The sequence below is a fragment of the Deltaproteobacteria bacterium genome (assembly GCA_005879535.1).
Lineage (GTDB): Bacteria > Myxococcota > Myxococcia > Myxococcales > 40CM-4-68-19 > 40CM-4-68-19.
In genome coordinates, this window is sequence record VBKI01000068.1 from 34685 (window position 1) to 48335 (window position 13651).

The 13651-nt window shown below is 67.3% G+C and carries 6 protein-coding genes and 1 pseudogene; 3 read left to right on the top strand and 4 right to left on the bottom strand.

From position 1 onward, the window contains the following. Window positions 1–102: 102 nt before the first annotated feature. From E6J58_14590 to E6J58_14600, 3 genes and pseudogenes are all read right to left on the bottom strand, one after another. Window positions 103–840: pseudogene (locus tag E6J58_14590) on the bottom strand (DNA topoisomerase IV subunit B). Then, the gene (locus E6J58_14595; protein TMB36122.1) at window positions 840–3197 is read right to left on the bottom strand and encodes a DNA topoisomerase IV subunit A; all 2358 of its coding nucleotides are present in this window, start codon (window positions 3195–3197) and stop codon (window positions 840–842) included. Before E6J58_14595 ends, E6J58_14590 begins: the two are co-directional and overlap by 1 nt. Before the next feature lie 86 nt (window positions 3198–3283). Next, window positions 3284–5401, bottom strand: coding sequence for an elongation factor G (locus E6J58_14600; GenBank protein TMB36123.1), 2118 nt, complete (start codon window positions 5399–5401; stop codon window positions 3284–3286). A 74-nt stretch (window positions 5402–5475) separates the two neighbouring features. On the opposite strand from E6J58_14600, the gene sppA reads away from it, so the two are divergent. From sppA to E6J58_14615, 3 genes are read left to right on the top strand one after another with little or no spacing between them, the layout of a single operon-like run. After that, window positions 5476–7974, top strand: coding sequence for a signal peptide peptidase SppA (gene sppA / locus E6J58_14605; GenBank protein ID TMB36124.1), 2499 nt, complete (start codon window positions 5476–5478; stop codon window positions 7972–7974). Continuing rightward, complete coding sequence (locus tag E6J58_14610) at window positions 7975–9861, top strand: tetratricopeptide repeat protein (protein ID TMB36125.1); 1887 nt, start codon at window positions 7975–7977, stop codon at window positions 9859–9861. Between the two features lie 16 nt (window positions 9862–9877). Then, window positions 9878–11476 carry a transcription termination factor Rho gene (locus E6J58_14615; GenBank protein TMB36126.1) on the top strand — a complete coding sequence of 533 codons (1599 nt, stop codon included), beginning with the start codon at window positions 9878–9880 and terminating at the stop codon, window positions 11474–11476. Window positions 11477–11495: 19 nt separating this feature from the next. Here the strand turns inward: E6J58_14615 and E6J58_14620 are convergent, their stop codons facing one another. Further along, the gene (locus E6J58_14620; protein TMB36127.1) at window positions 11496–13433 is read right to left on the bottom strand and encodes a hypothetical protein; all 1938 of its coding nucleotides are present in this window, start codon (window positions 13431–13433) and stop codon (window positions 11496–11498) included. Between the last annotated feature and the right edge of the window lie 218 nt (window positions 13434–13651).

Genomic DNA, 13651 nt, shown 5'->3' on the forward strand with positions numbered 1-13651 from the left:
CGAGGGAATTTCTCCGCCCTGCGCCGTCAGCTCTGTCTCCGGCAGTCCTTCTTCGCTGCTGACAAGCGGCTCCCTCGGTCCCGGCGAAGGCGACCTCTGCGCGGCGGGAACCGTGTTCTTGCCCCGCTGGGCGACGACCTTCGCCAGGTACTCGGCGATGCCGCCGTCGTGCTGGTAGGTGTCCTCGCGTGCCGGCTTCTGCGTCTCGTCGCGGAACACCACGATCATGCCGCGGTGCAGGTAGCTCTTTGCCTCCAGCCGATCGCGGATCAGCTCGGCGTCGAACTTCGCCTTGAGCCCGAAGACCTCCGCGTCAGGCGTGAAGGTGACGGTGGTGCCGGTTCCGCGGGCCTTCCCTTCGGTCTTCAGCTTCGAGGTCGCGAGCCCCTTGGCGTAGGTCTGGACGTGATGCTTGCCATCACGCTTCACGCGCGCGATCAGGCTCGAGGAGAGAGCGTTGACCACGCTGGCGCCCACTCCGTGCAGGCCGCCCGAGTGGATGTAGTTCCCCTGCTCGAACTTCCCACCCGAGTGCAGGGTGGTGAGGATCACCTCCAGCGCGGTCTTCTTGTACTTCGGCATCACGTCGATGGGGATCCCGCGTCCGTCGTCGACGATGGTGGCCGTCTTTCCGTCCTTGTGCAGCGTGACCTCGATGCGCGAAGCGTAGCCGTTGATCACCTCGTCGACGGAGTTGTCGAGGATCTCCCAGAGGAGGTGGTGGTAGCCCGTGGCGTCGGTGCCGCCGATGTACATGGCGGGCCGCTTGCGGACCGGCTCGAGGCCCTCGAGGACCTGGATGTCGGCGGCGCTGTAGGACGTCTTGCGGACCGCGGCCATTACTTCTTCTCCTCCCCGGGCAGCGACTGCACCACCGGGCCCCTCGAAAGCGCTTTCACCGTGTCCTTGCGCACCAGCTGGCGACCTTTACCGCCGCGACTCGACGGCTCGCGCACCGTCAGCTCGAGCTTCCGTCCCTTCGACGTCTCCAGGGGAAGCTCCGCCTTGCGGTCGGCGGTGCAGAGGAAGCCCAACACCTTGTCGTCCGCCTGCACCTTGATCACCCGCACGCCGCGCCCGGCCCCGGCGAGCTCGTTGACCTCCTTGGCCTTGGTGACGAGCGCGTACGCGTCCTCGGTGACCACCGCGAGGAAGTCCTTCTCCTCCACGGGGACCACGCCGATGAGCTCGTCGTCCTTGGCCGGCCGCGAGAACCGGCGCCCGGCGCGCGTGGAGAGCTCGGTGTGGGGCGCGAGCGCGAACCTCAAACCATAGCCGCCCCGCGAGAGCGCGAGCAGCTTCTCCGGGCGCGCGAGCCGCTTGTCGAGCGAGAGCGCGCCGACCACCCGTTCGTTGTCGTCGAACTTGAACAGCTTCTGCACCGGATCGCCGTAGCCGGTGCTCGCCGGGACGTCGTTGAAGCGGGTCACGTAGGCAGTCCCGAAATTGCTGAAGACGACCAGGTTGCTCTTGAGCGAGCCCCCCAGCACGTATGCGACTTCGTCGCCTTCGCGCACGCGCGTCTGGGACGGATCCTTCAGCTCGCGCACGCGCTTGATCCAGCCATCGCGCGTCAGCACCACCTGCGCGTCCTCGTCGGCGATGAACGCCTCTTCGCTGTACTCCACCTCTTCACTGCCGACTCCGCCGATCTTCGTGCGGCGCTTGTCGGCGTACGCTTTCTGGATCTCCGCGATCTCCTCGCGGACGACGCCCCACCGGCTGCGGTCGTTTCCGAGCAGCTCCTTGAGACGCCGTTGCTCGGCGCGCTTCTCCTTGAGCTCCTTCTGGATCACCAGGATCTCGAGGCGGGCCAGGCGGTAGAGCTTCATCTCCAGGATCGCGTCCGCCTGTTCCTCGGAGAGCTTGAAGCGCTTGATCATCTTCTTCGCCGCGTCCTCCTTGCCCTCGCTCTTGCGGATCATCTTCAGCATCTCGTCGAGGGCGTCGTAGACCTTCGCGAAGCCCTCGAGGATGTGCAGCCGCTGCTGCACCTGCTTCAGATCGAACTCAAATCGCCTGGTGACGACGTCGAATCGGAAATCGAGGAAGTGGCGGAGGATGCTCTTCAGATCGAGACGCTTCGGAGCTCCGACCTCCGGATTGTCGGTGGGGACCAGGCAGGTGAGGTTCACGCCGAAGTTCGTCTGCAGCGGCGTGTGCTTGTAGAGGTACGCCATCACCAGCTCGGGATCCGCGTCTCGCTTGATCTCGAGGACGATGCGCACGTCCTTGGTGCTCTCGTCGCGAACGTCGACCAGGGGCGTCAGCTTCCTCTCGCGCACCAGCTCGCCGAACTTCGCCACCAGATTGGACTTGTTGACCGCGTAGGGAATGGAAGTGACGACGACCAGCCTGCCGCCGCGCGCCAGCTCCTCCAGCTTCCACTCGCCTCGCACGCGGACCGAGCCCTGCCCCGTCTCGTAGATCTGGCGCAGCTCGGACTTGCTGTTGAGGATCTGCCCGCCGGTGGGAAAGTCCGGACCCTTGATGTGCTTGAGCAGGTCCTTGACCTCCAGGTCCTTGTGCCTGGAGAGGTCGATCAGCGCGTCGCAGAGCTCGCCGAGGTTGTGCGGCGGGATGTTCGTCGCCATGCCCACCGCAATGCCGGTGGTGCCGTTCATCAAGAGCTGAGGCAGCCGCGCCGGAATGACGATGGGCTCGAACTGCGTGCCGTCGTAGTTCGGCCGGTAGTCGATCGTCCGCTTGGCGAGCTCCTGCACCAGCTCCGCGGCCAGCGCGGCGAGGCGGCACTCGGTGTAGCGCATCGCCGCGGCCGCGTCGCCATCGAGCGAGCCGAAGTTCCCGTGGCCGTCGACCAGCGGGTAGCGGAGCGAGAAGTCCTGCGCCATCCGCACCAGCGCGTCGTAGATGGCGACGTCGCCGTGCGGGTGGTACTGGCCCATGATGGTGCCCACCACCTTCGCGCACTTCTGGTACTTGGCCTCGTGCGTGAGGCGGTGGTCCTGGAACATCCCGTAGATGATCCGCCGCTGCACCGGCTTGAGCCCGTCGCGCACGTCGGGCAGAGCGCGCGAAGTGATCACCGAGAGCGCGTAGTTCAGGTACCGGCGGCGCGCCTCCTCGTGTAGCGGCGCGAGCACTTCCGACGGCGGCGGCGCTCCGTTTCCACCGGAACTTCGCCGTTTTCGCTTCTTGCCGCCTCCGTTGCCGAACATGCTCAACTGTTCAGACATTCAGGCGTCTGTAACACAGGTCCCGCGCAGGGCGCAGATTTCGGATCACGGAATGAAGCGCTTCAGAGACCAAGCCTCGGTAGAGGTCAGGCGCGGCCTTTGCCGGGCTGGTTCGGCTTGGGCTCGTCCTTGCCCTGCTCGGCGGCGCGCTGCGCGAGGACCTTCTGCGCTTCGTGCGATGGCACTTCCTCGTATCCCATGAGCTCCATCGTGAAGTAGCCCAGGCCCTTGGTCAGCGACCTGAGCTCGGGCGCGTACGTCCGCAGCTCCGCGTGCGGCGCCTGGGCGTGGATCAGCGTTCCCTTCGAGGTCGGTTCCATCCCGAAGATCTTCCCGCGCCGCGAAGTGAGGTCCGCAATCACCTCGCCGAGCATTTCGTCCGGGACCACCACTTCAAGCCGCATCATCGGTTCGAGCAGGACGGGCTTCGCTCCGGCGAGCGCGTTCTTCAGCGCCATCGAGCCGGCGATGCGGAACGCCATGTCCGAGCTGTCCACGGTGTGGAACGAGCCGTCCACCAGCCGCGCGCGGAAGTCGACCAGTGGAAACCCGCCCAGCGGCCCCTGCTTGGCCGCGTCGCGGATCCCGTGCTCCACCGAGGGAATGTAGTTGCGCGGAATGACGCCCCCGACGATCGCGTCCTCGAACTCGATCCCCGTTCCCCGGGGTAGCGGCTCCAGTTCGATGTGGCAATCGCCGTACTGTCCGCGCCCGCCGCTTTGCCGCTTGTACCTGCCCTGCGCCTTCGCCTTGCCGGTCACCGTCTCGTGATACGCCGGGTGCGGCAGCTCGAGGTGGACGTCCACGTCGAACTTCCGCTTCAGCTTCTCGACGGCGACCTCGATGTGCACCTGCCCCATGCCCCGGAGCAACGTCTCGTTGGTCTCCGGGTCGCGCACCATCTCCAGCGAGGGATCCTCCTCGAGCAGGCGATGGAGGGCGACGCCGACCTTCTCCTCCTGCTCGCGGTCGATCTTGAGCGCGTAGGCGATCACCCGCTGCGGGCGGGGGATCATGTCCAGCCGCAGGATCGGGCTGTCGTTGGAGCAGAGCGTGTCGCCGACGTGCACGTCCTTCAGCTTCATCAGGCCGACGATCTCTCCGGCCGCTGCCTCCGGGATTTCGGTCGTCCGGTTACCGTCGATGCGGTAGACGTGCTGCACGGTCTCGCTGTTCCCGGTGCGGCCGTTCACGATCACCGTGCCGTGCTTCACCGCGCCGGAGAAGACGCGGCAGGCGCTGAGACGACCGACGAAGTGGTCCACGGTGTTGCGGAACGCCAGCATGGTGAGCGGCGCGTCCCGCTGGGCGTTGCGGACCAGCTCTCCGTTCTTTCCGTCCTTCCCCTTGATCTCCCGGCGCACCGTCGGAGGCGGCAGATAGCGGACCATCGCCGCCGCCACGTCGTCCACGCCGATGCCGGGCCTCGCCGCGCAGGCGAGCACCGGAAGGAACCGCCGCCCGAGGACCGCGTGCGCGATGCCGTCGATCAGCATTTCCTCCCCGGGTTCACGCCCGTCGAGGTACGCTTCCAGCATCGCATCGTCCGTCTCCGCCACCGCCTCCACCAGCCGGGTCCGCAACCGTTTCGCCTCGTCGACGAGCTGCTCGGGTACGTCCTCCAGCGCGTACCCGCCGAACTTCCCGTCGGTCTTCCGGGTATACACGTGCGCCCGCATCGTGATCAGGTCGATGACGCCGCTGAAGCTCTCGCCCAGCCCGATGGGAAGCTGCAAGGCGATGGGCTTGGCGTTCAGCGTCTTCTCCATGTCGTCGAGTGCGCGGAGGAACGACGCCCGATCCTTGTCGAGCTTGTTCACGCAGGCGAGCAGCGGCAGGGCCCGCTCCGCCGCCATGTCCCAATGCGCTTCCGTCTGGTGCTTGACGCCGGAGACGGCGGAGACGAGCAGAAGGCCTCCCTCGCAGACGGCCATCGACCGGTCGGCATCGGTGAGGAAGTCGGAGAATCCGGGGGCGTCGAGCAGGTTGAGGAGTGTTCCCTCGTGCTCGGCGTAGGTGATGTGGGTCGCGACCGTAAAGTTGCGCTTGCTCTCCTCCGGGTCGACGTCGAGGTGGCTGGTGGAACCGTCCTTCGAGGCGCGGGCCGGCGCATCGTGGCGAAGCAGCGCCTCGGTCAGGGCGGTCTTTCCCGCACCATCGTGTGCGATGATTGCGACATTGCGGATCGTTTTCGGATCGAGCATGCGTTGGTCTCCCCGGATGCAGCCCTGAAACGGGAGAGACTAGACCAACCCGCTGCGCTTGTAGAGGAGGGGCGATGCGCGTCCTAGCGGTCTGTTCCATAGCGGTCTCGCTGGTGGCATTGCCCGCCGGCGCGCAGCTGACCCAAGGGGCCGTCGCCCCATCGGAATCGTTTTCCCTCCAGGACGACGGGACCTCGCTCGGGAGCAACCCCGCGGGGCTGGGCTTCGTCGAAGGCCTCGAAGCGGATTTCCTGCACAACGGCTTTTACTCGCGCTCACGGGACGACCAGACGAACGCCCTCTATCTGACCGGGGGAACGGGCGGTCTCGCTCTCGGGCTGGGCTTCGACTGGATCCGACGCCGCCCGTGCGGCGAGTTCTTGTGTCCGCCGGGGGTGGACACGGCGCCATCGTCGTACCGACGCACGACCGTCGGCGGAGCGCTTCATCTCGGCTCGCTCTCGCTCGGGGCCGTCCACCGCGGATTTTCCGGGCTCGATCTCTCCTCGTGGGACTTCGGTGCGCTGATGCGCCCTTGGCGGTGGATCTCGCTGGGCGCGGCCGTGCTCGACGCAGACCGACCTGGCCCGCTTCCCCGCCGCTGGGTGGTCTCGACAGCGCTCCGGCCGTGGCGCGAGAACGTCGACATTGCCGCCGATCTGCGCTGGGCTGAATGCACCAATGTCCAACTCAACACGCCCATCGGATCCCCGGTTCCGAGCTGCGGCTTCGACCGCAAGGACTGGATCTTCACGGCCCGGGCCCGCGTCGCTCGCGGTCTGACGCTGCTCGGCCAGATCGCGCTGCTCGACAGATCGCGGACACAGGGGATGGTCGGGCTCCAGGTCGATCTCGGGCATGTCGGCGCCTCGTATGCGCCGGTCATCGGACCGGGCGACCCCGGAGACGTCTGGCGCATTCGCGCGTCGACGGAACGGTGGCCCTCGCTGCGCAGTCCCCTCCGGCAGGCGGTGGAGCTCGATCTGAAGAAGGCGCTCTCCCACCCGCGCCCAGGGCCGGTGGCGCTCATCTTTGGTGCGACCGCCCGGGATCCGCTCGCGGAAACGCTCGCCGCGCTGCGGCGCATCGCGCGCGACCCGGCAACCAGGGCCGTGGTCCTGCGCACTGGCGGCATGCCACTGGGGCTGGCCCGCGCGGAGGAGCTACGCGCAGCCATCGAAGATCTCAAGGCTTCCGGCAAAAAGGTGCTTTTCTATCTGGAAAGCGCCGGCGACCTCGAATATAGTGTTGCTCTCTCGGCCGACCGGGTCTATGCGGCTCCGCAGGCCGTCCTGCTGGTGAACGGTTTTGCCGCGACGGCGTTGTTCGCCGCCGCGGGCCTCGACAAGCTCGGTGTGAAGGCGGAGTTCTTCCGCGTCGGCGCATACAAGAACGCGCCGGATCTCTTCACCCGAAGCGGGATGTCGGGCGAGCAGCGTGAGGTGGAGTCATCACTCCTGGACGATCTTTACGGACGGTACGTCAGGCGCATCTCGGATGCGCGCCATCTCGACGAACGCAAGGTCAAGTCCCTCCTCGACGAGGGCATCCTGAAGCCCGGGGAAGCGGTGCAGGCGGGGCTGATCGACGGGTTGGTCTATCCCGACCAGCTCGAGGAGGAGGCAGGTAAGGTTCTGGGAGCGAACGTCACCCTGAAGAAGATCGGCACCGACCAGCCGGCGGAGCGCGACCTGCGCTGGGGTCGCCGCGGGCGAATCGCCGTCGTGCGCGTGGAAGGGAACATCGCGCGCGGTGAAGGTGGCCGCGATCCGTTCGGCGCCGTCCGGGTGGCGGGATCGGACGCGATCGTCCGCCGCATCCGGCACGCGGCCGACGACTCGTCGGTCGCGGCCATCGTGGTCCGCATCGACTCCCCGGGTGGCGACGGCACCGCCTCCGACCTGATCTGGCGCGAGCTGGTGCGGGCGCGGAAGGAGAAGAAGAAGCCGGTGATCGCGAGCATGGGCGACGTCGCCGCCTCGGGCGGCTACTACGTGGCGGCCGGCGCCGACGCCATCTTCGCCGATCCCGCCACCATCACCGGTTCCATCGGCGTGTTCGTCGGTCACTTCGATGCCAGCGAGCTGTTCGGCAAGCTGGGGCTGAACCTCGTGACCATCAAGCGCGGCGAGAGCGCGGACCTCTTCCATCCCCAGCGCAGCCTCACCGACCACGAACGGAAGACGCTGCAGGCCTGGGTCGACGACTTCTACGAGCTGTTCGTGACTCGCGTCGCCGAAGCCCGAGGATTGACCAGCGCCGACGTGCACCGGGTAGCGCAGGGCCGCGTCTGGACCGGCTCGCAGGCGGTGGAGCGCAAGCTGGTAGACCGGCTCGGCGGCCTCGAGGAGGCTCTCGCCGAGGCCAAGCGACGCGCCGGCTTCGCCGCCGACGAAGAGGTGGAGGTCGACGATGAGGAAGCCGTCAGCGTCGATCTCACATCCTTCGCCGGCGCCACTGCGCTCGAGGCGGTTCCATTCGGCTTTGGCCCCAGAGCGCTGCGGGCGCTCTCGCTGCTCGGCGATGCCGACACGCTGCGGGCGGCCCTGCCCTTCGACCTGGAGGTACGGTAGATGGCGCTGACCGTCCTCATCGTCGAGGATGAGCAGAGCGCCTCGCGGCTGCTCTCGGGCATCGCGGCCGAGGTCGGACTCTCGGCGCGCGCCACCGCGTCGGCGAAGGAAGCCCAGGAGCTTTGCGCGCAGGCCGCCGCCTCCGGTCAGCCATTCTCGGCGGTGGTCCTGGATCTGGTGCTCTCGGAGCTGGATGGGTTCCAGTTCGGGGCGGCTGCCCGCGCTGCGAGCTGGGGGGCGAAGCTTCCCATCATCGTCATCAGCGGAATCTACAAGAAGCTGCCCGAGGAGTTTGCCACGCGCATCCAGCCCGCCGCTTTCTTCGCCAAGCCGTTCGAGCCGGCAGCGCTGCGCGCGGCACTGGCGAAACACACCGGCTCGCAGAGCGCCGCACCTCCGCTGGAAGGAGCGCTCGCGGATCGGCCGGTGGGCGCCATCCTCGTGCAGCTGCTCCGCGAAAAAGCCAGCGGCGTCCTCACCGTGTCGCAGGACACTTCGCAACGGCTGATCACGTTCCAGCAGGGCATGATCCGATTCGCGCAATCGAACGTTCGCGCGGAGACGATCGGCTCCGCGCAGATCGCTTCCGGTCTGATCAAGCAGACTTCGTTCGACCGCGCAGTCGCCATCGCGAAGCAACAGAACATCGCCTTGCACGAGGCGCTCGCCGCGGCGCGGGTCATGACGCCGGAGCAGCTGCGCGCGGCGCTCAAGCAGCAGACGGTCGACGTCTCCATCGCTGCGGTCGGAACCTTGAGCGGCCGGTTCCAGTTCGAGCAGAAGCCCGCCGAGGCGGTGAACGGCGTACCCGACATGCGAACGAGCCCCGTGGCTCTGGTGCTGGAAGCCGCCAAGCGGCTCGGCAACCCCGCAGCGGCGAAACCCTGGCTGGAGCAGCGCGCCCAGGACAAGCTGAACCGCAGCCCCGAGCTCGAGCGCGAGATGTTTGCGCTCAAGACGTTCTGGCCCGGCGAAGCGGTGACGCCGGTGGCGACAGGCGGGCGGTCGATCGGCGAGGTCCTGACGCGCGTGAAGTCGCACGAGCTCCCGCTGCTGCAGTACCTGTACATGAGCGGGCTTCTCGCGCTCTCCGCGACCGCGAAGCCGGGAACGAAGTCGCAGCCGGCGCCCTCCTCCGACGAGGACAAGCGCAAGAAGTTCACCGCCCAGGAAGAGGCCGCGCGCGCCTCTCTCTTCGCCGATCGCGAGCGGCTGCGAGAGGCCTCGCAGTACGAAGTCCTCGGCGTCGCGCCGGGCGTTTCCGGCGAGGAGATCAAAACCGCCTGGTTCGCCGCGGCGAAGCGGTACCATTCCGACGCGTTCAGCGGGCTCGACCTCGGGTCTGCGCGGCGGGTCGCGGAGGAGCTCTTCACCCGGGTCAACGAGGCCAACTCGGCCCTGTCCGATGCGAATCGCCGAGCCGAGTACGACGTCTATCTGGATCGCAAGGCCAAGGGTCTTCCTACCGACGTCGGCGTGATCCTGCGCGCCGAGGGTGTGTTCCAGAGGGGAGAGGCGCTCTTCAAGTCGGGCCGGTGGGACGACGCGGAGGCACAGTTCCGCGAGGCGATTTCCTTGAACGACACCGAGGCGGAGTTCCACGCCTTCCTCGGCATGGCCATGTTCAAACGCAGCGGAAAGCCGGAAGAGGCGCTGCCGCACGTCCAGAAGGCGCTGAAGATGGAGCCGCGCCTGCAGAGCGGCGCCATCTTCCTCAGCCAGCTCTATGCGGCGCAGGGTGAGGTGGAGCGCGCGAAGTCGCTGCTCCGCAAGGCGATCGACAAGGATCCGGACTTCGCCCAGGCGAAGGACGAGCTCAGGCGGATGCGGACCGCGCCCGTCGAGCAGACGAAAGGCGGCTTTCTCAGCCGCCTGCTGAAGAAGTAGCAACGGAGCTCACCAGATGGATGGAGAAGGACAGCGTCCCCCCGCACCACCGGATACCGCGCAGCCGGCTGCCGCCGATGCGCCCGAGCCGGGCAACGCCCGTTATCCCCAGCAGCAGGGCGTGAACGGCAACGGCGCCGGACAGTACGCGCAGAACCAGGAAGCCCAGGGTGGCGGCGGCGGACGGCGCCGCTTCCGGCGAAACCGCCGCGGCGGTCGCGGCCGCCGGGGCAAGGGTCATGGCCAGAACCAGGTTCCGGCGCCGCTCGACGCGCAGGGTCGCATCGTCGATGTCGAGAACGACGGAGGCCAGGAGGGCGCGGCGGAGGAGGCTGGCGGCGAACCAGCGTCCGCACAGACGCAACCGCCGCCTTCGGAGCAGCAGGCCGGCACGGAGGCGGTGCCACAGACGGCGGAAGGCGCTCCACAGCAGCAACAGCAACCGCCGCAGCAGAACCGGCCGCCGCAGCAGCACCGGCAGCAGCAACAGCAGCGGCCGCAGCAGCAGCCGCGGCATGAGCCGGCGCAACCGGTCGAAGGCGTCCTGGACGTCGATCACCGCGGCAACGGGCGACTCCGCAATCCGAAATACAACTTCCTCCCCCAGGGCGACGACGCCGACGTGCCGCGGCACATCATCGACCGCGATCACCTGCGCCCAGGAGTGCTCCTCACCGGCCAGGCTGTCCGCCGCAACGGCAGGCTGCAGGTGATCAAGACGGACTCCGTCGAAGGACTGCCTCCGCAGGACGCGGCGCGGCGCACCGCTTTCCAGAACCTCACGGTCATCGACCCCGACGACCGGGTCGTGCTGGAAACCACCTCCAAGGAGCTGCTCACCCGGGTCATCGACATCGTGGCGCCGATCGGCCTCGGGCAGCGCATGCTGATCGTAGCGCCGCCGAAGACCGGCAAGACGATCATGCTGCAGAAGATCTGCCACGCGATCACGCAGAACCGGCCCGAGGTACAGCAGATGGTCCTGCTGGTCGACGAGCGTCCGGAGGAAGTCACGGACTTCCGGCGCACGGTGAAGGCGGACGTGTTCGCCTCGTCATCCGACCGGCCGACGGACGAGCACATCCACGTGGCGGAGGTGGTGCTCGAGCGCGCCAAGCGCCTCGTCGAGGGCGGCAAGGACGTGGTGATCCTCCTCGACTCGATCACCCGCCTCTCGCGCGCCTACAACAAGGAAGTGGAATCCAGCGGCCGGACCCTGTCGGGCGGTATCGACTCGCGCGCGCTGGAGCGTCCGAAGCGGTTCTTCGGGGCGGCGCGCAACGCCGAGGAAGGCGGCTCGCTCACCATCGTCGCCACGGCGCTGATCGACACCGGGTCGCGGATGGACGAGGTGATCTTCGAGGAGTTCAAGGGCACCGGGAACTCCGAGATCAACCTCGACCGCCAGCTGGCGGAGAAGCGCATCTTCCCTGCCATCAACATCCAGACTTCAGGCACCCGCAAGGAAGAGAAGCTCTTCAGCCAGCACGAGTACGAGAAGGTGAAGAAGCTCCGCGGCGCCCTCTTCGCCCTCAAGCCCGTGGAAGCGATGGAGCGCCTGCTCAAGTCCCTGAACGAATTCCGCTCCAACGCGGAATTCCTCGACGCGATCTAGGGTACACAGCCAGCGCGCGTCACGGAGCCTTCGTTGTTGGCTCGAGGATCGCGCAACGGCTATCCTTGAAGCAGGCCACTATCCGCCCGCCATCGATGGCACGGGCTGCGTTGAGCTCGCGATGCGCAATTTCGGCGGTCCCGCTCGTGTCGACGAGAAAGTTGAGATCCTCCGCCGCGCCGGCGGTGAAGATTGCGCCGTGCAATCTCGGCACGTAGCCGCAATCCGCGCGCCGCGTGCAGCGGCCGCCGAAGTCGAGCGCGCCGACGACCGTGCCGGTGTCGTCGAGATCGCTGATCGACCACACTCCTTCCAACTCGTGACCGGCGCCATCCCAGAGGAAGCCCTGATCGGTGTACTGATCCTTGACGGTCGTGCCGGCGGCGACCCCGATCGAGTTCACCGCCGCGAGCGGTCCGCCCGCGATGCTCGTCAACTGTCCACTCTGAAAGAACGCTCCGTGGGACGTCGCGTCGAACCCGACGATCAGCGCGCTCGAGTTGATTGCGAGCGCGGTGAATCCCTGGATCGGCAACATCGTCACGGTCTCGCCGTCGACGGTGAACGGCTGCGCGATTTTCGGATCCGACCAGTTGGTCCCATTGGTGTCGGCGTTTCCGACGATCAGCCCGGCGTCGTTGATGGCGATGAACTCGCCGCTGAACGGTTTGCCGTCGACGTGGTCGACAATCCGGTAGGAGCCATTTGCCCAGGCGACGAACGGATGGTCGTTGATGCGTCCGACCACGTCGCCGCGCCGATTGATCCCCCGAATGAACGCAGTGCCCTGCACTGGAAGCTGCGTGACGACGCCGGCGGAAGCGTCGTAGGTCACGAGCTTGCCGTAGGCCAGGGACTGGTCCCTGAGGGTGCCGGCGATGTGGCTTCCCTTCACTGCATTCACGGTGTCGAGCGGAATGATGGCGGCGACTTGGTAGCGCGGATCGACGTCCGGGTCGAAGCGGAGCCAGACCTGCCCGCCCCGATTGTCCGGCGTCGCGACGATCTGGCAGGGTAGCGTCGCAGGCCCGGTGCAGAGGCCGGACCACTGTCCAAGGTGCGACCGCGGACCGGGCACGGCGCTGACTGTCACGGTCTGCCCCGGATCGAGGATGTCGGCCGCGAGTTCGTTTCCGGGCCGCATGTAGTCGTACCGCCAGAATTGCTCGGGGAAGCGCGGCGAATCGCTGATGACGCTCCCAATGGTCGCCGAGTCGGCCAGCATGTAGCGCACCGCGATCTGGTTTTGCTCGACGACAGCCGTAATGGTCGTGTCCTCGTCTAGCGTCAGCGCGCACCCATCCGCCATCGGCACGCAGTTGCCGCGGAAGGTCGCCCGCCACGGCTTGAGATAGGAGTTTGCGGTCGACGAATAGAACCCCAGAACGATCTTCGTTCCAGCGGACGCGACGGCGACGAGCGTCGACGCGGAGGGCGTCGTGATCGTGGCGCCGGGCGCGTCGATCGAGACATTCGACCACGGATTCCCATCGAATGGCGCGCCGTTCCGCGTCTGCGCCACGACCGTGAGGCGGCGTGGGCCAGAAGGGGGCGGCGCCCTCAAGGAAAAACGCACGTCGACGGTCAGGTCGACATCAATCGCAACCTGACAACGCGTGCCGCTGCACCCCGGCACCGACCACTCGCCGATCGCCGAATCCGACGCTGGCTGCGCTTCTAGCGCTACGGCCGACCCCGCGGGGAGCGTCGCGCGGCATTGCGAGCCGCACTGAATCGGACCTCCCGTCACCGTGCCGTGCCCGTCGCCTTGCGCGCGGACGGTGAGCGTGAACTGCGGTGGAGGTGGCGGCGGATTGGGCGCGAAGCGGACCACCACCGTGAGATCTCCGTTGACCGTCACCGGGCACTGAAGGCCGCTGCAGCCCGCGACTGACCATTCGGGAACCGACGAGTCGGACGGCCTGGCCTCGAGCACCACCGCGGTGTCCGCCTCCACCGATACCGTACAACGCGAGTCGCATTGGATTGGATCGGTGACGACGCCATGCCCGAAGACGACGACTGTCAGTTGGGCCCGCGTTGGGGCATGTCCCCCGCAGCCCAGCATAAGCGCCACTAACCGAACAAGGAACCAGCCGCCCACTCGTCCGCAACGCGCGTTACCGGAATTGCGCACCCGCATCTTCCGCCCCCGCCCTCGAGGAAGATGTGGAC

What these genes read in the sequence shown, in the direction of transcription:
- E6J58_14595 (TMB36122.1), bottom strand. Translation starts at nt 3,197, where the DNA reads ATGTCTGAACAGTTGAGCATGTTCGGCAACGGAGGCGGCAAGAAGCGA.
- E6J58_14600 (TMB36123.1), bottom strand. Translation starts at nt 5,401, where the DNA reads ATGCTCGATCCGAAAACGATCCGCAATGTCGCAATCATCGCACACGAT.
- sppA (TMB36124.1), top strand. Translation starts at nt 5,476, where the DNA reads ATGCGCGTCCTAGCGGTCTGTTCCATAGCGGTCTCGCTGGTGGCATTG.
- E6J58_14610 (TMB36125.1), top strand. Translation starts at nt 7,975, where the DNA reads ATGGCGCTGACCGTCCTCATCGTCGAGGATGAGCAGAGCGCCTCGCGG.
- E6J58_14615 (TMB36126.1), top strand. Translation starts at nt 9,878, where the DNA reads ATGGATGGAGAAGGACAGCGTCCCCCCGCACCACCGGATACCGCGCAG.